Annotated in this window: 12 protein-coding genes and 1 pseudogene; 8 read left to right on the forward strand and 5 right to left on the reverse strand. The window is 55.2% G+C overall.

All coding sequences use genetic code 11. From position 1 onward, the window contains the following. The first annotated feature begins 695 nt into the window (after positions 1–695). The 3 genes from RYC18_RS07790 to RYC18_RS07800 all read left to right on the forward strand — a co-directional run bounded on the left by RYC18_RS07790 (position 696) and on the right by RYC18_RS07800 (position 6,715). Positions 696–3,536: a DEAD/DEAH box helicase family protein gene (locus RYC18_RS07790; protein ID WP_316884918.1), complete on the forward strand. Its 2,841-nt coding sequence runs from the start codon at positions 696–698 to the stop codon at positions 3,534–3,536. A gap of 2 nt (positions 3,537–3,538) precedes the next feature. After that, complete coding sequence (locus RYC18_RS07795; RefSeq protein WP_099315368.1) at positions 3,539–5,125, forward strand: restriction endonuclease subunit S; 1,587 nt, start codon at positions 3,539–3,541, stop codon at positions 5,123–5,125. A gap of 114 nt (positions 5,126–5,239) precedes the next feature. After that, a complete protein-coding gene (locus RYC18_RS07800) occupies positions 5,240–6,715 on the forward strand; it encodes a class I SAM-dependent DNA methyltransferase (RefSeq protein WP_099315367.1) in 1,476 nt (491 codons plus the stop codon). A 173-nt stretch (positions 6,716–6,888) separates the two neighbouring features. Here the strand turns inward: RYC18_RS07800 and RYC18_RS07805 are convergent, their stop codons facing one another. The 5 genes from RYC18_RS07805 to RYC18_RS07825 all read right to left on the reverse strand — a co-directional run bounded on the left by RYC18_RS07805 (position 6,889) and on the right by RYC18_RS07825 (position 16,029). After that, positions 6,889–7,842: a hypothetical protein gene (locus tag RYC18_RS07805; RefSeq protein WP_257215675.1), complete on the reverse strand. Its 954-nt coding sequence runs from the start codon at positions 7,840–7,842 to the stop codon at positions 6,889–6,891. Continuing rightward, positions 7,839–8,498, reverse strand: coding sequence for a helix-turn-helix domain-containing protein (locus RYC18_RS07810; protein WP_316884923.1), 660 nt, complete (start codon positions 8,496–8,498; stop codon positions 7,839–7,841). Before RYC18_RS07810 ends, RYC18_RS07805 begins: the two co-directional genes overlap by 4 nt. 764 nt (positions 8,499–9,262) lie before the next feature. After that, complete coding sequence (locus RYC18_RS07815; RefSeq protein ID WP_316884926.1) at positions 9,263–9,886, reverse strand: recombinase family protein; 624 nt, start codon at positions 9,884–9,886, stop codon at positions 9,263–9,265. A gap of 377 nt (positions 9,887–10,263) precedes the next feature. Further along, positions 10,264–13,926: a hypothetical protein gene (locus RYC18_RS07820; protein ID WP_316884928.1), complete on the reverse strand. Its 3,663-nt coding sequence runs from the start codon at positions 13,924–13,926 to the stop codon at positions 10,264–10,266. A 273-nt stretch (positions 13,927–14,199) separates the two neighbouring features. Continuing rightward, positions 14,200–16,029, reverse strand: coding sequence for a site-specific integrase (locus RYC18_RS07825; protein ID WP_316884930.1), 1,830 nt, complete (start codon positions 16,027–16,029; stop codon positions 14,200–14,202). A gap of 344 nt (positions 16,030–16,373) precedes the next feature. Between RYC18_RS07825 and RYC18_RS07830 the strand changes: the two genes are divergently transcribed. From RYC18_RS07830 to RYC18_RS07850, 5 genes and pseudogenes are all read left to right on the forward strand, one after another. Then, positions 16,374–17,642 (forward strand): FAD-dependent monooxygenase, encoded by a 1,269-nt coding sequence (locus RYC18_RS07830; RefSeq protein ID WP_316886130.1) that lies wholly within the window; start codon positions 16,374–16,376, stop codon positions 17,640–17,642. Positions 17,643–17,687: 45 nt separating this feature from the next. Further along, positions 17,688–17,768: pseudogene (locus tag RYC18_RS07835) on the forward strand (LysE family translocator); the annotation flags it as partial. 329 nt (positions 17,769–18,097) lie between these two features. Beyond that, a complete protein-coding gene (gene gabD, locus RYC18_RS07840; RefSeq protein ID WP_316884932.1) occupies positions 18,098–19,540 on the forward strand; it encodes an NADP-dependent succinate-semialdehyde dehydrogenase in 1,443 nt (480 codons plus the stop codon). Positions 19,541–19,733: 193 nt separating this feature from the next. Continuing rightward, complete coding sequence (gene gabT, locus RYC18_RS07845; RefSeq protein ID WP_005782423.1) at positions 19,734–21,014, forward strand: 4-aminobutyrate--2-oxoglutarate transaminase; 1,281 nt, start codon at positions 19,734–19,736, stop codon at positions 21,012–21,014. Between the two features lie 156 nt (positions 21,015–21,170). After that, positions 21,171–22,565: a response regulator gene (locus RYC18_RS07850; protein WP_316884935.1), complete on the forward strand. Its 1,395-nt coding sequence runs from the start codon at positions 21,171–21,173 to the stop codon at positions 22,563–22,565. Positions 22,566–22,677: the final 112 nt, after the last annotated feature.

Here is a 22,677-nt window from a genome sequence, read left to right on the forward strand (position 1 = left end):
ATAACTCGCCAGTAAGCGATACGCTCGCGGTGAAGGGCTCGGTCCGTGAGGTATACCAGTCGCTCGCTCAAGAAATGCAGGGACCGGGTTGTCCCCCTGTCCACTCCAGCAGTCTGTATGGAAATGGTGATGGCTTTGTCGTTTATTTTGGTGAGAACTTCATAGGCCATAGCTACATCTGGAGCGGTGCCTACGGAAAACAGGATGGTGGTAAGGTAAAGGTAACGATCCGGGACCAAAGCTACACGGCCCAGACTGACTTTGTGGACGAGATCGCTCTCTTCTTGAAGACTGGTTCGTGCCGATAGGAACAACCCGCTATCTGTGAATGGAAGCTCCTGTGATGGGTCGCAGCAGGGGCTTTAACCTAGCTGGAAGCTCAGATTATTTGGTCTTTCAAGACCGATCAGATTCCAGCCCATATCACAAATAGGCGCCCTCAATTAACGAATGGGGAGTTGTGAGCCGTGGCGGACTGTGGCGGCTATGGTCACTGTGCCTTGGTTCGACACGCGCAGATCCCTCTCTCAAATTCAGTTTATTCTGCTCTCGCACTACGGACCATTTAGGAGTTCTACTTGATTTAGCGGCAGAGGAAATTCGTGTCCTAGTAAGCTAAGGTTCTGAGAGCAAAAACACCCTTAAAGGTAGTACCATCTTGCCACCTATACGGATCGCAATGGCAAGGTAGCTTGATGACTCTAAATCAGAATCCGGAGCAGCTCGCTCGGGACCGCATCGACGCCCAACTCACTGCCGCAGGCTGGGTAGTGCAAAAAAAAATCAACTTTAGCGCCGGCCTTGGTGTCGCCGTGCGCGAATACCAAACAAGCGTAGGTCCCGCCGACTATGTGCTGTTCGTCGATGGCAAACCTGTCGGAGTCATTGAGGCCAAGCGCGAAGAGATTGGCCACAGCATTACTGCGGTAGAGGTCCAGACCCAGGGTTATGCCAATGCCCAGCTGAAATGGATCAAGTCCAACGAGAATCTGCGCTTTCTCTATGAAAGCACTGGCCTCATCACCCGCTTCACCGATGCCCGCGATCCCAAGCCGCGTTCCCGTGAGGTCTTCAACTTCCAGCGCCCGGAATCCCTGCGCGACTGGATGAGCCAGCCACTCAACCTGCGCTCTCGACTGCAGACCATACCTCCGCTGAATCCGCAGCAGCTACCCGCCAGCGAGCTGCGCCTGCGTGACTGCCAGGAAATCGCCATCAGTAAACTGGAAGCCTCGTTCAAGGCCGGTAAACCACGCGCTCTGATCCAGATGGCCACCGGTGCCGGCAAGACCTACACCGCCATCACCGCCATCTACCGGCTGCTGAAATATGCCGGTGCCAAGCGCATCCTGTTTCTGGTCGATACCAAGAATCTGGGCGAACAGGCCGAACAGGAAATGATGAGTTACCTGCCGATCGACGACAGCCGCAAGTTCACCGAGCTATACCCGGTGCAGCGGCTGAAATCACCCCATATTGCTAGCGACAGCTTGGTCTGTATCAGCACTATTCAGCGCATGTACGCCACGCTCAAGAGCGAAGAGCTGGAAGAGACTTTGGAAGAGCTCAACCCAGCCGAGCAGTTGACCAAGCCCAAGGCACCGCTACCGGTAGCATACAACGAAAAAATTCCACCGGAATTCTTTGACTTTATCTTCATCGACGAATGCCACCGCTCCATCTATAACCTCTGGCAGCAGGTACTCGACTACTTCGATGCCAGCCTAATCGGCTTAACTGCCACCCCGGACAACCGCACCTACGGCTTTTTCAAAAAGAACGTAGTAAGCGACTACAGCCATGAAAAGGCTGTGGCTGATGGCGTCAACGTCGGCAATGAGATCTATCTGATCGAAACCGAAGTGACCCAGGGCGGTGGACAGCTCAAGACCGAGCAACTCATCGAGCACCGGGAACGACTGACCCGACGCAAGCGCTGGGAAGAGCAGGATGAGGATGAGACCTATACGGCAAAACAGCTCAATCGCGACATTGTCAATTCGGACCAGATCCGTACTGTGATCCGCACATTTCGCGACAAGCTGCCGGAAATCTTCCCAGACCGTATTGATCAAGACAATCATTTTCAGGTGCCCAAGACTCTGATTTTCGCCATGACCGACAGCCATGCCGACGACGTCATCCAGTGCGTGCGCGAGGAATTCGACGAAGGTAATGCCTTCTGCAAGAAGGTCACCTACCGCGTATCCCAGGATCGGAGGGACGCCGACGGCAATGTCGTCGAGAAAGGCGAAGATCCTAAGTCGGTGCTAGCCCAGTTCCGCAACGCCTACTACCCGCGCATTGCCGTCACCGTCGATATGATCGCTACCGGTACAGATGTAAAGCCGCTCGAATGCCTGCTGTTCATGCGTGACGTGAAAAGCCGCAACTACTTCGAGCAGATGAAGGGGCGCGGCACTCGCACGCTGGAAAAGGACGACCTGCAGAAGGTTTCCTCGGCAGCCAAAACTGCCAAGACCCATTACGTCATAGTCGATGCCATAGGCGTGACGAAGTCACTGAAGACCGCTAGCCAGCCGCTGATCAGCAAGCCCTCCGCGTCGCTCAAAGATCTGGCCATGGGCGTGATGCTGGGCGCTAGTGACACCGACAGCGTCAGTTCGCTGGCTGGTCGGCTGGCACGGCTGGCAAAGCAGCTCGAACCGGCTGAGCACAAAAAGATCGAGACAGCCACTGGCGGCGTACCGCTAAATACCTTGGTCAGCCGCCTGTTCAACGCAATAGACGGCGACCTTGTCGAAGCCCGAGCGCTGGAGCTGGCAGGCCAGTTGGTCGGCACCGACCCTGGAGATGCCTTGCGCGATCAGGCCCAAGCCGAAATGGTCAAGCAGGCTGCTTGCACTCTCAATGGCGAACTGATCGAACTAATCGATCAGATACGCCGCGACCGGGAGCAGAAGGTCGACCACGAAACCCTGGATCAAGTCACCTTTGCAGGCTGGCAGCAGCAGAGCACGGAGCAGGCCCAGGATTTAGAACAGGATTTCACCACTTACCTTAGGGAGCACGCAGACGAGCTGGAAGCACTGAGCATCTACTTCAGCCAGCCGCAACGGCGCCGCGAAGTCACCTTCGAGCAGCTGCACGCGGTGCTGGAAACCCTCAAGGCAGACCGTCCCTATCTTGCGCCGCTCAATGTCTGGCAGGCCTACGCCCGGCTGGACGATTACCAGGGCCAAGCGCCACTCAACGAACTTACTGCGCTAATCGCACTGATTCGGCGCGTTTGCGGACTGGACGCTAGCCTGACGTCCTTCGAGGACACGGTCAGCCGCAACTTTAAAGACTGGATTTTTAGACGCCACTCAGGTGCCGGAGAAAAATTTACTGAGCAACAGATGCCCTGGCTGCAAATGATCCGCGATCATGTCGTCGGCTCGATACATATCGACAGAGAAGCGTTAGACTTCGCCCCCTTCGATGCCCACGGTGGGCTGGGCGGATTCTACGAACAGTTCGGCGAAAGCTACGAGGCGGTGCTGGATGAAATCAATGAGGCGTTGGTGGCTTAACTATGGCTTTATCTCGCAAACCAATCGAAATTGTTGAAGACGGTAAACACCAGCTTCTGATCAAAGCGCCCCACTGGGGCAGAGTACAGCTCTCTTACATTGCCGAGGTTCAAAACGGCTTTGCCTTCGAGTCCGAGCTTTTTTCGACTTCAGGCGGCGTGCCGCTTATCCGTATTCGCGATATTGATAGCGAATCAACTCAGAACTTCTATGTGGGTAAGCGCCTTGAAGAATACATCGTCAGACGCGGCGACATCCTGATAGGTATGGATGGTGATTTCCACTCGGCCGAGTGGAAAGGCCCAGATGGCCTTCTGAATCAGCGAGTTTGCAGGATTTTATTGCAGTCCCAGAACTTTGATAGAAAGTTTCTTTTTATCTGCCTGCAGCCTTTCCTGAATGCCATCAATGCAGAAACCTCCTCCGTAACGGTCAAGCACCTATCCTCAAAGACCATTGCGGAAATTCCTTTACCGCTACCTCCTCTTTCCGAGCAAAAACGCATTGTCGGCAAAATCGAAGAATTGTTTTCCGAACTGGACAAGGGTGTAGAAAGCCTGCGCACCGCCCAGCAACAGCTCAAGGTTTACCGTCAGGCGCTGCTCAAACATGCCTTCGAAGGCAAGCTGACCAGCGACTGGCGGGCGCAAAATTCCGACAAGCTTGAATCCGCTGAAATCCTTTTGACGCGTATCCAACAGGAGCGTGAGGCGCGCTACCAGAGTCAGCTGCAGGAGTGGAAAGAAGCACAGCAAGCTTGGGAAGCTTCCGGCAAGACCGGCATCAAGCCGGCCAAGCCCAAAGCCCCAAAAACCCTGCTGCCGCCGACTGCCGAGGCACTGTCGGAATTGGCTGAGCTGCCTGAAGGGTGGGTTTACGTCAGAGCTGAAGCGATCACTGACTTCATTACCAAGGGCACAACACCAAGCAGGGAATTGTTGTTTGATGGCGCAGGAGAGGTTCCGTTTATCAAGGTGTACAACCTCACCAAAACGGGGGCTCTGGATTTCACGATCTCGCCGACTTTTGTCAATCAAAAAACCCACTGTGGTTTCCTGAGCCGCTCAAAGGTCTACCCTGGCGACGTACTCATGAATATCGTCGGCCCGCCCCTAGGCAAAGTTTCGATAGTTCCCGACACCTATCCCGAGTGGAACATCAATCAGGCAATCGCCATTTTTCGAAGCAAGCTTGTTCGGAATAACCTGCTCTCCGTCTTCCTCTCTAGCGAGGCAACCGTTCGCCGCACCATGAGGAAATCAAAAGCGACTGCTGGGCAATTCAACCTCACCCTAGAAATATGCAGAGACATACTCATCCCTCTTTGTGGAATGCATGAGCAGAAGCAGCTTTCTCAAGCTCTGGATGAAAAGCTTTCAAACCTCGATCAACTCGAAAAAAACATCGTCGAGTCTCTGCAACAATCTGAAACCCTGCGTCATTCGATCCTGAAAAAGGCCTTTTCCGGCAAGCTGGTGGCGCAGGACCCGAACGACGAGCCGTCCAGCGCACTGCTGGAGCGCATCTGTGCCGAGCGTGTGGCCAAGCCGGCCAAAGCTCGTGGAAGCAGGGCCAGAGCACCGGCTTGAACGTGATGCAGCGTCCACGCCTCATCTTCGCCGGTTTCAAAATTATCGTCTGACCGCTATACCGCTATACCGCTATAGGGCAGGCACATCTTAATTTTCAGGAATGAATCATCCATGAGCACTCATGCCATAGTCTCCAAGGTCTGGAGTTTCTGTACTACCCTGCGCGACGACGGGGTTGGCTACGGCGACTATCTGGAACAGTTGACCTATCTGATCTTCCTAAAGATGGCAGATGAATACGCCCGGCCGCCGCATCGCCGTGATATCGGCATTCCTGCCAGCTACAACTGGGAGAGCCTGAAAGGCAAACGCGGCGCCGAGCTGGAGGTGCATTACGTCACCTTGCTCCGGGTACTGGGTGGTATGCCGGGGATGCTGGGGCAAATCTTCACCAAAGCGCAGAACAAAATCCAGGACCCGGCCAAGCTCAGCCGCCTGATTAGCATGATTGACGAGACTCCCTGGGTAACTCTGGGCGCGGATGTGAAGGGTGATATCTACGAAGGACTGCTGGAGAAGAATGCCGAGGACACCAAGTCCGGTGCTGGACAGTACTTCACCCCACGGGCGCTGATCCGCGCTATGGTCGAATGCATGCAGCTTGAACCAGGCAAGACCATTGCCGATCCAGCCTGCGGCACTGGTGGTTTCTTCCTCGCTGCCTACGACTTCCTGGCCGTAAATCCGGCACTGACCAAAGACCAGAAGGTCTTTCTTAAGAATGATACCTTTCACGGCAACGAGATCGTCGCCGGAACCCGCCGGCTTTGCCTGATGAACATGCTGCTGCACAACATTGGCGAAATCGACGGCAACAGCTCGATTTCGCCAAACGATGCTCTGATCGCCGACGGCGGCCTGCGTGTCGACTATGTGCTGGCCAACCCACCATTCGGTAAAAAAAGCTCGATGAGCTTCACCAATTCCGAGGGTGAGCAGGAAAAGGACGACCTGACCTACAATCGCCAGGACTTCTGGGTAACCACTTCGAACAAGCAGCTGAACTTTCTGCAACACATCTGCAGCATGCTGAAAACCACCGGGCGCGCTGCAGTGGTGCTACCGGACAACGTTCTGTTCGAGGGCGGCGCTGGCGAAATAGTGCGGCAGGAGTTGCTGAAACTCACTGAGCTACACACCATCCTGCGTCTGCCGACCGGTATTTTCTATGCGCAGGGTGTGAAAGCTAACGTGCTGTTCTTTGATAATCGGCCTGCCAGCAAGGACACGCAGACGAAGGAGGTGTGGTTCTATGACTACCGCACCAACGTCCACCACACGCTTAAGAAAAAGCCGCTGCGCTTCGAGGATCTGCAGGACTTCATCACTTGCTACCACGCGCAAAACCGCCACAATCGCAGCGAAACCTGGCACGAGACGGCGAACCCCGAAGGCCGCTGGCGCAAATACAGCCTCGATCAGATCCTTGCCCGCGACAAGACCAGTCTGGATATCTTCTGGCTAAAGGACAAATCTCTGTACGATCTGGACAACCTGCCGGAGCCAGACGATCTGGCCGATGAGATCATCGAGAATATTGAGGCTGGCCTGAACAGCTTCCGTGAAATCCTAAAAGGACTCGGCTAACGGGTCGGGCCATTTGAGCGAACGATATGACAACGTCCGGCTCGATCGGTACGACATCAATGATGGGCGTAGGCTTTCGGAACTGGCAGTAGTCGTCCGGCCCCCGTGAGAGCTTGCGGGCGCCTACGATGAGCTTATCGGTAAGATCGGTCAGCATCGGCAGTCGAACGACCCTAGGCACTCAGCCAAGCTCGAATCGCTTCATAGCGCTCCCTGCCTGCCGTGGTCGCTGATCGGCTGGCGTATCCCGGATTGGCTTGCAAACTGTGGGCGGTAAAGTCGAACTCTTTACCGCTGTAGGATACCCACGTGCCCGGGGTTTGAAGCTCAGTCACTGCGATGGCCTTATTGCTCCAGCGTTGGCGATAACCTTTTGTCGGAGGTGATGCGCCCAGATCTGGTTCCGGCGCAAGTAGCCCTCGAATATCTTGCGTAGAGATCGTATCCGGGATGCGGGCGATGCCATGAAGGTGTAAGGGATGGTTCTCTTCGCTGTCACTGCTGGCAAGCTCCAAGACAAAAACCAGGTCTACGATGCCGAGTGTTCTGAGGAGGGCCGAAAGGTAGTCGGTCGGTCCTTTCTTGGCTGACAAGGCGGCTTCAGCTACCTCGTGGCCTAAACGGAAATTTATTACCTGAGCGTCAGATTGCAGAGAGAATCCTAGAAAGCTAAACGCTCGCTTTGTGTCAGCCGACAATCTCCTTTTCCAGTCGTGAAGGGATACACGAGAAGCGTAGTTCTGCGCGATTGCGTTTAGGTGCTCGTTATTGGCTTTCAGCCTATCTATGCGTGCTTGGTCTTTTGTTTCCTGAAGGTCCAATTCCCCTAATACTGCTAGGTTCTTCACACGGGACGTATAGAAACCGGCCAAGACCCCCGCGATAGCTGGTGTGCAGCGCTTTTTTGCTGAGGGTGTAATGGCAGCTTTTTTTGGAAAAGGGCCGCTCGCCTCGATTGCGTCGCCCTCAACAAAATTGCTCCCGCTGAGGTCCGTGTGCTGGTACGTCATGGTTTTACTCTGCACCGATCCGATAGATTGGATTTTCAAAATCACCATCCCGGCAGAATCGCCAGGGTGTTCGGTCCTTACACCTATTTCTAGGGTTTTGACACTTTGACTGTTCACGTCCCGGTCATGTGTAGGTCAAAGCCTTCACACACCACATCATCGTCTTCATCACTTTGATCTGACTTCGCGAGCCTCCGACGCTCCATCCATTCAAGGTTCGCGATTTCATCCTCGATTCCTTGAGCGTCTCCATTCATCTCCGCTTCCTCAAGGCGCTGTTTTGCGCGCATCTCAGCTACATCGTTTTCCGTCAGGATGTGAATCTGTAGTGTGGGCAGCTCCTCAATGTCCTGCGCCTGATTGAGCTTCTCGATAGGCAGGGAACGTCGGGTCACATCTTGGGTTAGCTTGAGCGCCGTCGATGCGGCTGCGAGCCCCCTGAACGCAACCGGGTCCGTCGGATCAAGCGCTTCCAAGGCGTTAGCGATCTTGGTCCTGATCAGATGACTCAGTGCCAGCTCATCAGCTACCAGTGTCGCTACTGTCTGTTGTACAGCGTCGAGTGAGAAAGCAGAGCTGAGCAGATCTTCCCTCGCTTTGTCGATGAGAGCCTGTGTTCCCGCGCCAGCGACAGCTTTAGTTGTTTTGATGATGCGTTGCACAGTGCTAATGCTTAAGTCCAGGCGATCCGCAATCACCGGCAGTGTGTATCCGGCTTCCCGGAGAATGACGACCTGAGTGCTTTGATCTGGTGTGGTTTTTTTGCCAGGCATCTCACACCTCTTCTTCAGGAACGGGGATGACAGTCGGCTTGGGGGGCAGCTTTGCGAGGGCTAGCAGCTCGCATTGAAGTCGGCCCCAGTTGCCTGTAACGGTGGCAAGCGGAAAGCCGGACAAGCGGGCGACATCGTTTGTCTGAAAGGGAGCTAGCGAGGCGAGCGGGGTGCCGGACGCTCTGAGTGCTTCTGTAAGAGCCTCAGCGATGGCTTGGCGTGCGTGGTTGCGTTGGGTGATAGCAGCAGGTTGGTTCCCGCACGGTCTAGGCGAACGGATGCCATTCTTACGGCAAAGATGGTAGGCGGAATCTTTCGTCCAGCGATCCTCGTCGGTTCTGGGATTGCTGTGGTTCAGATGTTGCGCTAATCGGCGGTATGAACTGAGTGAGTTGCTGAGGAAATCACGAGCGTTTTCTTCTATTGTACTCATCGAGGCGTATCCTTCGTTTAGGGTATTGGTGGCGGTTCATGAGTGAGTCTCTCGTCTGTTTAATGGTTAATCTGCTTCTATTGAGCAGTGGGTTGATGATAAGGCGTTGAATGCTTAGCGTCTATCGTTTGATTTCAGATAGCCTGTTGATTTGCAAGCGTTTTTTCGACATTTATCACTGGAAGATTGGGCTGGCTCAAAGTCGTGGTTTCTTGATCCATGCGCCTGAAATTCACGCTACCGACTCCGGACAAAATTCGTCCGTGGGCGCTGACACATTGCCAAGAAGCACAAAGCCCGCACGAGGCGGCTAGGGGACCTTACAGCTAGCTCAGGCGGTCAGCGCCCGCTTGATGCGGTACACAGTCGCAACGCCGCACTCGGCCATCTTGGCGACCTCTTCAGCAGACGCCTGCGGATGTTTTGCGAGGATGCTTTCAACCTTCTTCCACTTGGCCGCATCCTTGCTCTTGCCGGTAGGCTTCCAGTCAGGGTTAGCGGCCTGCTTGTTCTGGATACCTTGGCGGATACGCTCCACGCGTTTTTCTTGATCGAGACGAGCCATGGTTGCCATTAGGTCGATCAGCATGCCGTTGACCACTTCCATGATCTGGCCGGTGATACCGCTGTCCTGTGCAAGTAAGTGGCTAGTTGGTAGGTCAGCTATGACCAGTCGCAAGCCCTTAGCTTCAATCGTAGCTTTCAGCGATCTCCAATCAGACTGAGAGAGGCGAGTAAGCCTGTCTACGGATTCACAGAGACAGACGTCACCGGGTGCTGCTGCTTCGAGCATGGCGAGCAACTGAGGGCGATCAAGCTTAGTCCCGCTGATGTTCTCCGCGTAGATGCCCGCGATGATGAGCCCTTTCTCTGTGGCGAAGGCTTCGAGTGCAGCTTTCGCTCTGTTGGCGTCTTGATCTTTAGTCGATGCGCGAAGGTAGAGATGGGCGAGCATTAGCGTTTATCCGTTAGTCTATGATTTGATAGGCCTATGATAATCCGATCATATAGCTATGCACGAGAGTTTTTTGATAGGTGGCGACAAGTGGTCGGCTGACTATCAAACCTGTCTAGTTCTTTGATAGAGGTCAGGGATGCTCGCTAACGTTCATGTGCTTGAGTCGTTAACTTGCTTTGGCTCATGGCGCAATGAGAGGATCTACCTGTCGGTTAGCACTGGGAACCGGCTAAAGCTACCTAGGCCGGGCTGCTTGCTTTTATCCCCACTGGCGAGAGAGGGGTATTTTAATTTGCGTTTGACTGGAAAAGCTGCACTGCCAATCAGGTTTAACGGACAATTTTTTTGCGCTCTGGGATGTAGAGGTACTGACGTTAAACTAGCCTTCTATTGAAAACATGGAAGCGCACCGCCTCCGTAATGCTTGAAGCATTCGGCCTGTCCGCAATGGCTGCTTCGAACAGAACGAATTCGCTTCTAGTGCACTCATTGCTCACGATGTCTGCACAAATATGCATAGCTTTATCCTGCTTATTCTCCGTGAGCCATTGCAGCAGCGCAGCTAGCACTTTTTCGCGCGCTATTCCATTGCGGTGAGGGCGCTCGAACCAACGATGAAGACTGACAATCAGACCATTTTCTGCAGTTAGCGCCTTGTCCAGGTCAGATGTATCAACGGGGTCTTCGGGCAAGCATACAAAGCGCTTGGACATCTGGCGCACGCGAGGCTCAATGTGTCGAGTTCGAAAGTCTAGCCATCCTTTCTGAGTACATACATCCCAAAGGTCCTGAGTCTCCTCATCAGATAAAAATTTTAGGTAAGGGAGCAGGTTGGACATTTGGCTTGGCGTAGATAAGCTCCGTTTTCCTTCAACGTAGCTTACGGACGATGTGTAATATCGAAGAAGGTCACTTGGATTCTGAGCTGTTTCAAATGCCTCGCGTGTGAGTGCTGTAGCAGCTTGATCGGTTGAGAGCAACGCAGTCTGAACCATAAGGGGGATGCTTTTAAGCTGGTCCCACCTTGATGTTAGTATTGATATGCGTCGTGCTGGTTCCACCTCCATCAACGCATCTGCTACAGCGTATTCGAGATTGGACCAACCGTCATTTTCCTCATCGGTAATTAGGTTTAAAACGGATTCGAGCATATCTGTCATAGCGCTTGACCAGACGTAGCGCCCAATCCCTAGCCAATGTTCAGGACTTTCCGATATCTTAGGCAATATCTGAGGGATGACTGAAAGATCTCCACGTCTAGCACGGGCCCAGAGTGCGCGCTCAAATAATGGATCCTCTTCGGAAATCTGGCGAATTATTGGTAAGTCGCTAATGTTTAGTGAAAGCTCCCAAAATGAGAATGCCTGTTCTCGAACTTTTACGGGCTCAGCCTGATCAAGGATAATCTGCAAGAGATGAGTTCTTGATTCCGATGACAGCTGCCGTGCTGGTTTTTTATAGTCTCGCCGCCAGTGGCTCCTCAACCTATCCGCTGTGATAAAGAAGGACGATGCAGAGTAACGAACTATATGCTCTAGAGCTGCAGGATGGTCTATCGTGCGCAACATGTAGGTAATTGGCCACCTTAGCTTCTCAGAGGAGTTTGCCCGATCGACGAGGTAGGTTATGGAGTCTTGCGGGATATAATTACCGAACTCCCAATCAACACCGTCTGCCGCTAAGCGCTCTACAGGCTGTCCATGTTCTGCATCAGGTAGGTCTGGTAGGCGCTCCCAAGCGTCGCATATAGGCCCTAAGGTTGCTTCATCCTCGGTTCCACAACAGCGTGCGGCTGCAAACAGGTAGGAGCGCAAATCTCGCGTGCTACTGCCGTCTTGCTCCCAGCACAAGCGGATAGACTTCGCTAGCGTGGTGCTGCCGATGTATCCAGCCAGCCTCAAAGCCCCAGTTCTCCGGCCATGTTGAGCCCACTGATCTAGATCATTTCGGCGAAGTATCGAGTCTACTGCGGAAACCAAATGCTCTCCATGCACTCGCTTAACGAGGGATAGGAGGCTATGTTTTCCAGCAACGGTAGTCCCTAATTCATATCGAGAAAGGAGGGCTAAACCGGCGAGAATATTTCCGTTTCTGAACAGTGCTTCTAGCAGTGGAACCCACAGGGCCTTTTCGTTTTCAGAAAATTCTATGACCACATCCTGCAGATAGTCTGATGTAACCTCTGCAAGGATCCGAGCAACCACGTATTTGCGGCCGTTCAAAGTCGTGTCTGCTGCGTCTTGTCTACGCAACCACACTGCAATCGCTTGTGCCGCAATATATTCGTAGCTGCTCCGCTCTTCGGAGGAGATCTTAAGCGCGTGTGCACCTATTGCTGGGCTTGATTCCATAAGGGAGACCAGAACTTGTAACGGCACCTCCGCTTGAACAGCCGCCCCCCCAACCATTTCTGCAAAAAATGGATCGATAACGTAGTCGGGTTGCAATTGCTCCTTTAGAACGTTTGCCAAAGATCCACTTGACAGACTATGCATCACGCGGTCGTGTCTGAATTCAATAGTCTCATCTGGTCCAGATTGAGATATCCTGATCACACTGCCTTCATGCATAAGACGGCGGAGCAAAGTAATAACTTCTTTATCTTCAATCCATGAACGGGCTTCACTCCAGCTCGGGTTTAGTCGTCGGTGTTCTATTCCCTTACGAACTAACAGATGTAAAGCCTCACGCGCTTCTGCCCTTGTAAACTGGGCGTCGCTAGCAACAATTCCAATTCGCTCATCAATATAGGAAGTAATAACCGCTGAGGCTGGAGATGTGGATTCGAGATTGTGGAGACCAATCAGCAGAGGGTCACACCCTAGTTGTGAGGCTATTTCAACGGCCCTCCCCTGATCCATTGCGAGCCCAAGAACTTGGGCTCGCTTCATCAATGCCAAAATCGCTTCGGCCTGACTATATTTGTCAATCCTGAGAATGGTCAGCTTGGCAAGAGTATGCTTTTGGTTTTCTATGACATCGAGATGGCGCGGCCAGATCGGACAGACTGCACGCCAAGATCTACTTGCGTCGCCTGCACTTGTCGATGGCAGGCACCAGCGGAGTATCTTATTCAGCAAAAGACCTGGGCTAGTTGATCGATTAATGTCCTCAAAGAGGATTAGCAGCGGCTCATCAGCAGTGCAGAGTGCGATTGCCCTCTCGCCAATGCCTGGCTCTAGGCTCGGCTCATGCCGCCTTAGTTCGGTGTCTAGCGCCGCCTCAATAGTTACTGCCATGACAACGGATTCAGTTCTGACAACGATAGCCGGTGCTCCGCTGTCAATACGCGCAGAGAGGGCTGCAATGCAGGCAGTAGTCTTGCCCATTCCAGAGTCGCCGACCACGAGATAGTCGCCGTGGGCCAGTACAAAGTCGTCGCGGTGTATGCTTTCTTGGCGAATGTTTTCCTGAGTGTGATCTTGAATGCTTTGGGATCCAATTTTGAGTAGCAAATCGCGTGATAGGAGTTGAGCTGGAGCACCAAGATGAACGCGGCGGATGAATTGGCCTGCGGGATTCATATCCAAGAAGTGCGCAATCCTGGACACCGACCAAATGTCGAGCTCCACACGCGATGCAGCGGCCATTTTCTCAGCTGCGGCGCGTAGCTCCAAAGAGGTCTCAGTGTTAGCGGTCAGTGCGAACGTAACTGTCAGGTGAGGATCATTGGCTCGCAACTTTTCAATTTCTTCGATGCCTTTAATCAAGTCTCCGGCAGGTTTTGTTGGCTTGTTCCCTGCTTTCCTTACTTTAACCTTCGAGGGGTCGTGCAGCCACTTGCCCACAAGATCCTTCTGTTCGGTTGTATGAGCTGCGCACACCAGCCGGGAATTGCCATCTGGCAAAATGAGCCATCCAACGTTGTCGAAAGGCGCCTTGATTGTTTTTCCGCCAGGCTGCACCCCTGGATGAGCCATGTTTTCGTAAATGCTCGGCTTCGCTGCTCGCAGAACCGCAGCAGCAACGCGCTCAAACGCTGCGGCGTCTGTCATCTCGGCAAGGCGTCGTAAGGTATCGGTACTGCTAATGTTCATAGCGGCCTACAGTCAATTTGGATCACCTGGAGAATCTTGCGCTCTGGCGTTGTCTCCGAGCTTTTCGGCACCTTGTCAATCTAACTAGTCTATTACTCGCTAAGCGCAAGAGTAGATGACAGAATCAGAGTTTGCGGCTGCACGATGAGTCTCAGGGGCTGTTTCTGTTTGCGAATTGAGGCAATCATGTGTCGTTTCTGTCGTTTCTGTCGGTTGTAGGAGTGTTGAGTCTTCCGCAGCGTACAAGACAGGCTTGGGAAAGTCGCACTGAAATCACGTCGGCCGTTCACTTTGGTTAAGGTTGTAGGCCTCTCGATGTCGCTCAATCGACGGCTTGAGCTTGAATCCAAGGCGCGCCTCAAAGTCTTCGTATGTGATGCTGGAGAGATCGACAGGTATGGTCAGACTTTCCAGAACTTCCTGCTTTTTCGATTGACTGAATCCATTACCGTATTTGGCGACTTGGCCCTCTTTGCCTCTTGAGTGTCCTGTGAGGTCTGGTAGCACGAGATATGCCTCTCCCCCTGCCTCGCGGGCAAGATCGGTAAATGTGTGGCGAAAGCTATGAAAGTTCTTCCGGTCGGTCTTGCCGTCAGCATCTCTTTCACGAATTCCACATTTAAAAAAGTACCCTGCTGCCGGGGTGCTTAGGCTAGGGAACCGACAGAAGAAATGGGTGGCATTGCTACCCCATCCCTTTTTAGGATTGTAGGAAAGGCCATCCGAGAACAACTTCTCTCGACCTTCCGTGATCGCTTGTTCTACGAACGTCAGAAAGCCCATGCGAATGAGCTCGCTGTGGATAGGTAAGATTCTGCGGCTTGACTGATTCTTCAGTGATTTAGGTAATGGTCGATCTAATTCGTCGTCCATCATGCTGATGGTCCAAATACCTTCAGCCTCTGTTTTGCTCACGTCCTCGGTATCGAGCTGACAAAGCTCGTTAAGTCGCCCTCCGGTGAACAGTCCCAACAAGGGGAGCCAAAATTGATACGGAAAGACGGCGTTGCTCCTATCTAGAACGGTGCCGGTATACAGATAGCCTGAGAAGATCTCTTCCAGGTCGCTCTTGGAAAAAGCTTTCTCAACCGCTTTCTCGCCTGCGCGATGATGATTAATGGACGGTTTGTCCGGCGAGTTTGGGGGAATGGTGGTCATTCCCTTTCGAAATGCGAAGCTGTGGAGGGCTCCTAGCCGAATAGTTATTTTTTCGACTGTTTTAGATCCAATACGCTGCTCGCCGTCGTTGGCAAGAATAGAGTCGCTCGGCGAGTCCGGGCTTGGAAGCTTGGCACCTCGGCTTACTCGGATATCAAAAATCTGAGAGTAGATGCGCTCGAAATCCTCAACCGTTAAGCGATTGATCGGTTTATTGCCGCTCAAGATGTTCAGCCGAGAAGCATGTCCCTGCTCATCCTCTTTAGTGCGTTCCGACTTCCTGTTGTTTTTGGCGAGCTTTGCTAGGGTTTCCCAGTGCAGTTCCCATAGCCTGTATAGGGTCGGCCCGTCAGGCTGACTTGCCGTAACTAGTTCAGACGATGCGCTGGCGCTTCGGGATGGGCGGAGCGCCAGCCGCTCTATGAGCTCGGGCAACAGTTTTTTGAAATGGGGTAAAGGCAACGCACTGCCTTGAGCGCGAAGCTCCTCAGCGAGCCTCTCCATACTTGGGGGTATTGTCCGGTGAATATGCCCGGTCAACGCCTTTGTAATCAGGTTTCGCCGCTGCTCATCCTCAATGGCGCGCCATTCTTCGTCGGACAGAGAAGACTGGGTGCTTTGTGGTTTCTGATCATCTAAGGAGCGAGACGCCCAAATTCCGGGAGCCTCGGCTTTAGCTATTTCGCTCAGATAGATTTCGTAATCTTCATCAGTGGGTTCGTAATCATCTTGTTCGGCCACAACCAGCACCTTGTCAAAAGCAGCTTCGAAGCGTGCAGCGTATTGCCGAGCGCGGCGAAGCGCCAGCCGTAAGCTGTCGGTTTTAAGAGAGCGACGAATTTCACGTTGAAGGCCGAATACAGCGCGCAATCGAAGGGGAACTACTATGCGGAAATAGTAAGTACGATGACGGTTGAGTGTGATGTAGGAGGGTTGAGCTGGCATTGCTGGCACCTTTGCGATGCCCCACCTAATAGCACTGCGAAGTGCCCCACCAGCTTGTGCTGTCCTGCTATTGTCGAAAAATGTAGATCTGACAATCGCTTAGCGATACTGGATTAGATGGCGGGATTCGAACCCACGACCCCTGCCTTCGGAGGGCAGTACTCTATCCAGCTGAGCTACTGGTGCGACGCGGGCGCCATGATACTCACATGGGTACGGGGCGTCCAGTTGCGGGCGGTGTGCGACACAAATCACTCAGCGCGCCCCCGCCACAGCCTTTCCATCAGCCCATACCCATTACCGCCCACAAAGGGACAGACCTGCGCTTTCGGCACAGCTGTGTGGTGGTGCATGATGCTCCCCATACCACTCAGCCAGATCGTTCTCACCGAGGGCATCTTATCAATCAGTTCAAAAGCATCGAGCGCAGCCCGTGCCGCGTTCTTATTACCGGGGCCAGTATCGCGGGGTGTGCCGCGGCCTGGTGGCTGGCGCAGCGTGACTGTGATGTCACGGTTGTCGAGCAGGCGTCTGCCTTTCGTGATGGCGGGCAGAATGTGGATGTGCGGGGCGCGGCTCGGGAGGTTCTGCGTTTGATGGGGCTTGAGCAGGCGGTGAAGGATCTCAACACCGGCGAGACCGGGCTTGCGTGGGTCGATGAGGACAACCGCACGGCGGCGCAAATTGATCTGTCCGGTCTGGAGGTCGATGGTCCGACGGCTGAGCTTGAGGTGTTGCGCGGGGATCTTGCGCGCCTGCTTTATGAGGCGTCGTCTGCTGATGCGTTCTATCGCTTTGGTGATCGTATTGTGTCGGTCGAGCATGATGATGAGGGCGTATCTGTCACGTTCGAGAGCGGTGGCGAGGAGCGTTTTGATCTGCTGATCATTGCCGAAGGTGTCGGCTCGCGTACGCGTGAGCTGGTGTTCCCCGGCGAGAATCAGCCGCGCAGGATGGACTTGGCCAGCGCGTTCTTTACTGTGCCCCGCGCGCCGACCGATAGCCAGACGGCGCGTTGGTATAACGCGGTGGGAGGGCGCAGTGCGGGCGTTCGTCCGGATAATCGCGGTACGACGCGTGCGTTCTTTAATGTGCAGGGCCGAAGCCATCTGACGGTCGGTAACAGTGTTGCCGAGCAGAAGGCGTTTCTCCGGGCGTCGTTTGCAGGCGCGGGATGGGAGGTACCTCGTCTGCTGGAGGGGATGGAGGCGGCGGAGGACTTCTGGTTTGATGATCTGCGTCAGGTGAAGATGGATCGCTGGTCGAATGGCCCTGTGGTGTTGCTGGGCGATGCGGCCTGGTGTGTCACGCCACTGGGTGGGGTCGGTGCTTCGCTGGCGCTGATCGGTGCGTATGTGCTGGCGGGCGAACTCACCAGAACCGACACGATTGCTGGGGCCCTTGCTGCGTACGAATATGTGCTGCGGCCTGTGGTGAAAAAGTCGCAGAATGTGCCGAAGCTGGTGCCGCGTCTGGTTCATCCTCGCAGTCGCACGGGGGTGAAGGTCCTTCGCGCCGTGCAGCGATTGGTGGCAACACCCTTCATCAGCAAGCGTGCTGCCAAGGCGCTGACCCCGGCAGTTCAGTCCTTCACGCTTCCGGATTATCGATAGCGCTACAGGCGTGCGTTAAAAGCTGCGCCGGGCCCCGCGGTGGTCATGACGCTGTCGAACTCGATCAGCCACGGCCCGGCCAGGACGATGATCGGGTCGTTCGGCAATGCCTTGAGGTTGATCGTGACCTTCGCCGGTTGCTCCGTGGTCGCTCACGGCTTTTATGCGCTGCCTGATCACGCTGCGGCTGCCTTGCGGTCAGGTTCGGCGCTGATCAGAAAACCACACACCTCCCTACGCCCGTTCTTTTTTTCGAACGGGCTATTGTCCTTTCCCCCCGCAATGCCTAGGATTCGTTTGAGATTTCAAACGCTCTTGTTCGGTCTTCCTGCCTTCATGCGTTGCGCAGCGCTGGAACCCGATGGAATGTTTTCCTGGCGATGGCTTCCAAATGGGGTGCATCGATATTCAATTGTTCGCGTCGCCTATCGGGCGGTGCTGTTTAGGAGGCCGACATGCAGCTCAAAGATTCCACACTGTTCCGCCAGCAAGCCTACATCAATGGCCAGTGGCTGGACGCGGACGGTGGCCAGTCGATCAAGGTCAACAACCCTGCCAACAACGAGATCCTCGGCACTGTGCCAAAAATGGGCGCAGCCGAGACGCGTCGGGCGATTGAGGCGGCTGACAAGGCGCTGCCGGCCTGGCGTGCGCTGACTGCCAAGGAGCGTGGCAGCAAGCTGCGCCGCTGGTTCGAGCTGATGATCGAGAACCAGGACGACCTGGGCCTGTTGATGACCCTGGAGCAGGGCAAGCCGCTGGCCGAAGCCAAGGGCGAGATCACCTACGCCGCGTCGTTTATCGAGTGGTTCGCTGAAGAAGCCAAGCGCGTCTATGGCGATGTGATCCCCGGTCACCAGCCAGACAAGCGTCTGATCGTGCTCAAGCAACCGATTGGTGTGACGGCGGCGATCACCCCGTGGAACTTCCCGGCGGCAATGATCACCCGCAAGGCCGGTCCGGCACTGGCGGCGGGCTGCACCATGGTGCTCAAGCCTGCGTCGCAAACGCCTTTTTCTGCACTGGCGCTGGCTGAGCTGGCCGAACGTGCGGGCATTCCGGCTGGCGTGTTCAGCGTTGTGACCGGCAGCGCAGGCGATATCGGTGCTGAGCTGACCGGCAACCCGATTGTGCGCAAATTGTCCTTCACCGGCTCGACCGACATTGGTCGCCAGCTGATGGCCGAGTGCGCCAAGGACATCAAGAAGGTTTCCCTGGAGCTGGGCGGTAACGCGCCTTTCATCGTGTTCGACGACGCCGACCTCGACAAGGCGGTCGAAGGCGCGATGATTTCCAAGTACCGCAACAATGGTCAGACCTGCGTGTGCGCCAACCGTATCTATGTGCAGGACGCGGTGTATGACGCGTTCGCCGAGAAGCTCAAGGTGGCGGTCGGCAAGTTGAAGATCGGTAACGGTCTGGAAGACGGCGTCACCACCGGCCCGTTGATCGACGACAAGGCCGTGGCCAAGGTCAAGGAACATATCGCCGACGCCGTCAGCAAGGGCGCAACCGTACTGACCGGTGGCAACAGCCTGGAAGGCTCGTTCTTCGAACCGACTATTCTGGTCAACGTATCGAAAGATGCAGCCGTGGCCAGGGAAGAAACCTTTGGTCCGCTGGCCCCGCTGTTCCGCTTCAAGGACGAGGCTGAAGTGATTGCGATGGCCAACGATACCGAGTTCGGTCTGGCATCGTACTTCTATGCTCAGAACATGAGCCGCGTGTTCCGTGTTGCCGAGGCGCTGGAATATGGCATGGTGGGTATCAACACCGGCCTGATCTCCAACGAACTGGCGCCGTTTGGTGGTATCAAGTCGTCCGGCCTGGGCCGTGAAGGCTCCAAGTACGGCATCGAAGATTATCTGGAAATCAAATACCTCTGCCTGTCGGTTTGACTGACCCGGTCTGACTGACGTTGAGGTATTGCAGCCGATGGCGCGCGAGAGCGACGTGTCATCGGCTTTTGTTGCACCGTAGTTTCCTGGTGGCCTGAAGGCTGCAGCAGTCGATCATCGTATGCTGCCGCAGTTGATCCGGTCCGCTTGATCCTTGACCCACGCCGACCGATGAGCGGCGAATGAGGAATACATGAGCAAGACTAACGAATCCCTGATGCAACGCCGCCATGCTGCCGTCCCGCGTGGCGTTGGTCAGATCCACCCGATCTTCGCAGCTTCGGCGAAGAACGCGACCGTTACCGACGTGGAAGGTCGTGAATTCATCGACTTCGCGGGCGGCATTGCCGTTCTGAATACCGGTCACCTGCACCCGAAGATCATCGCTGCGGTGCAAGAGCAGCTGACCAAGCTGAGCCATACCTGCTTCCAGGTGCTGGCCTACGAGCCTTACGTCGAGCTGTGCGAGAAAATCAACGCCAAAGTGCCGGGTGATTTCGAGAAGAAAACCCTGCTGGTCACCACCGGTTCCGAAGCGGTTGAAAACGCCGTGAAGATCGCGCGTGCTGCCACTGGCCGTGCGGGGGTGATCGCCTTCACCGGCGCTTACCACGGTCGCACCATGATGACCCTGGGCCTGACCGGTAAGGTTGTGCCTTACTCGGCGGGCATGGGCCTGATGCCGGGCGGTATCTTCCGCGCGCTGTACCCTTGCGAGCTGCATGGCGTGAGCGTTGACGATTCCATCGCCAGCATCGAGCGCATCTTCAAGAACGACGCCGAACCCAAGGACATCGCTGCAATCATCATCGAGCCGGTTCAGGGCGAAGGTGGTTTCTACGTGGCACCGAAGGCGTTCATGCTGCGTCTGCGCGAGCTGTGCGACAAGCACGGCATTCTGCTGATCGCAGACGAAGTGCAGACCGGCGCTGGCCGTACCGGCACGTTCTTCGCGATGGAACAGATGGGCGTTGCGGCCGACCTGACCACCTTCGCCAAATCCATCGCCGGTGGCTTCCCGCTAGCGGGCGTGTGCGGCAAGGCTGAATACATGGATGCCATCGCACCGGGCGGTCTGGGCGGCACTTATGCCGGTAGCCCGGTTGCTTGCGCTGCGGCGCTGGCGGTGCTGGATATCTTCGAAGAAGAGCACCTGCTGGACCGTTGCAAGGCAGTCGGCGAGCGTCTGGTGACTGCGCTCAAGGGCATTCAGGCCAAGTACCCGGTCATCGGCGAAGTGCGTGCGCTGGGCGCGATGATTGCCGTCGAGCTGTTCGAAGACGGCGATTCGCACAAGCCTAACGCTGCGGCAGTGGCGCAGGTGGTTGCCAAGGCGCGTGACAAGGGTCTGATCCTGCTGTCGTGCGGTACTTACGGCAACGTGTTGCGCGTACTGGTACCGTTGACCGCCGAAGACGAATTGCTGACCCGCGGGCTGGCCATTCTGGAAGAATGCTTCGCTGAAATCGCGTAAAAAGTGTGAAGTCGTAAATTGATTAATTTATGACCAAACAGACAAAAAAAGCCCGTTTCGACGGGTTTTTTTTGGTCTGGAGGAGGGTATTTCGCTCTTTTTGCTATATCCGGACGAAGGCTTTGGCTAAGGTGAACGCATCGATGTCGGAGAGTCATGATGACTGCTGTAGATTTGCCCGCGGTACCTCGCGTATTGATTGCTGAGTCTGATCCGTGGGTTCGCGAAACACTCAGCGATCTGGTGTTGGGTGTGCGAGCGGACGTCGACCTGGAAATGTGTACCGATGGCAAGCAGGCCGTCGAGTGGATGAAGAAACAACTGCCTGACCTGATCATCGCCGCACGCGAGCTGCCGGGGATAGACGGGTTGAGCCTGTTGCGTGGCGTACGCAACCTGCGTCGTCAGCCAGCCATCCCGTTCATCCTGATCAGCAATCGCAACGACAGCGCCAGCGTGCGTGAGGTCTTGCCACTGGCGCCGACTGCCTATCTGACCAAACCCCTGAATACCGAAGGGCTACGCCAGCGCCTGGAAAGCCTGCTGCTGGAACGTCAGGCCCCGGTTGCGGGCGCAGTGCCCGCGCTGACGCCGGGTTTGACGCTGACCAAGTTTCTCGACAAGCGCCGTGACGTGGCTGACGGCGCGCCACTGTTCGTCGATGTCGCGACGGCGATAAAACTCAGCCAGACCGCCAACGGCATCGACGCTGCCTTGCTGGAGCAGGAGCTGCGCAACGATCCGCACATCACTGCCGTGTTGATCGCCGCCGCCAACAGTGCCGCGCAACATTTGGGCAAGCCGGTGCAGACCATGGGCGGGGCGCTGGCCATTCTCGGGCCGGTGCAGGGCGCAAATATCGCGTCAGGCCTGGCCAAGAAACGTATGGCCGTGCTGACCAGCGACGCGTTGCTGGCCCAGGCCAGTGAGCTTTGGACCATGTCGCAACGCACGGCTGATTACGCGCGCATTCTGGGCGGCATGTTGGAGCTGGATGTAGAGCGTTGCTTCTGTGCCGGTCTGCTGCAGTCGCTGGGCGATCTTGCTGTGCTGGGTTGTTTGCAAGAGTGGCTGCTGGCCGGTGGCGAGCTGAATGAAGACGTAATCAAGCAATCGCTGGAGCAATATTCCGCTGCTTTCGGTTCCGCTCTGCGCACCCGCTGGCGTTTGCCGCTGGAACTGCGTGAGCTGATCGCTGCGGTGTATCAGTACAACACCGGCATCTTTACTCGCGAAGTGTTGGCAATGAACCTGGCGGGGCAGATGGCACGTCTGGGCGAGGAAGAGAGTGTCAACACGCTGATCAAGACCAAGTCGGCCAAACTGTTGAAGCTGAGCGTCGGTGACTTGCAGCGTTTGCGCAAGAAACTGACCGGCGTGACTGACCCTAGCCTGTTGAAACCCTTGCCAACCGAACCTGAGGTGGCTGCCGAGACGGTTGAGGGGGAGGACGAGCCTGATTTGCTGGACCTGACACCTGAGCCACCTGCCGAAGAGTCTGCTGTAATCGAGGAACCGGCCAGCGCCGTTCAGGGCCCGCTCGATAAGTAGAACCTGACTGAGGCCTTCGCGAGCAAGACGGATCGCCGCCCCGGTCGCGCCCACAGGGTGTGGTGCCGTGTGCGCACTTGCTCGCGAAGGCTATATTCCAAACGCAGCCAAT

Source organism: Pseudomonas syringae group sp. 247E2 (assembly GCF_032587795.1).
Classification (GTDB): domain Bacteria; phylum Pseudomonadota; class Gammaproteobacteria; order Pseudomonadales; family Pseudomonadaceae; genus Aquipseudomonas; species Aquipseudomonas amygdali.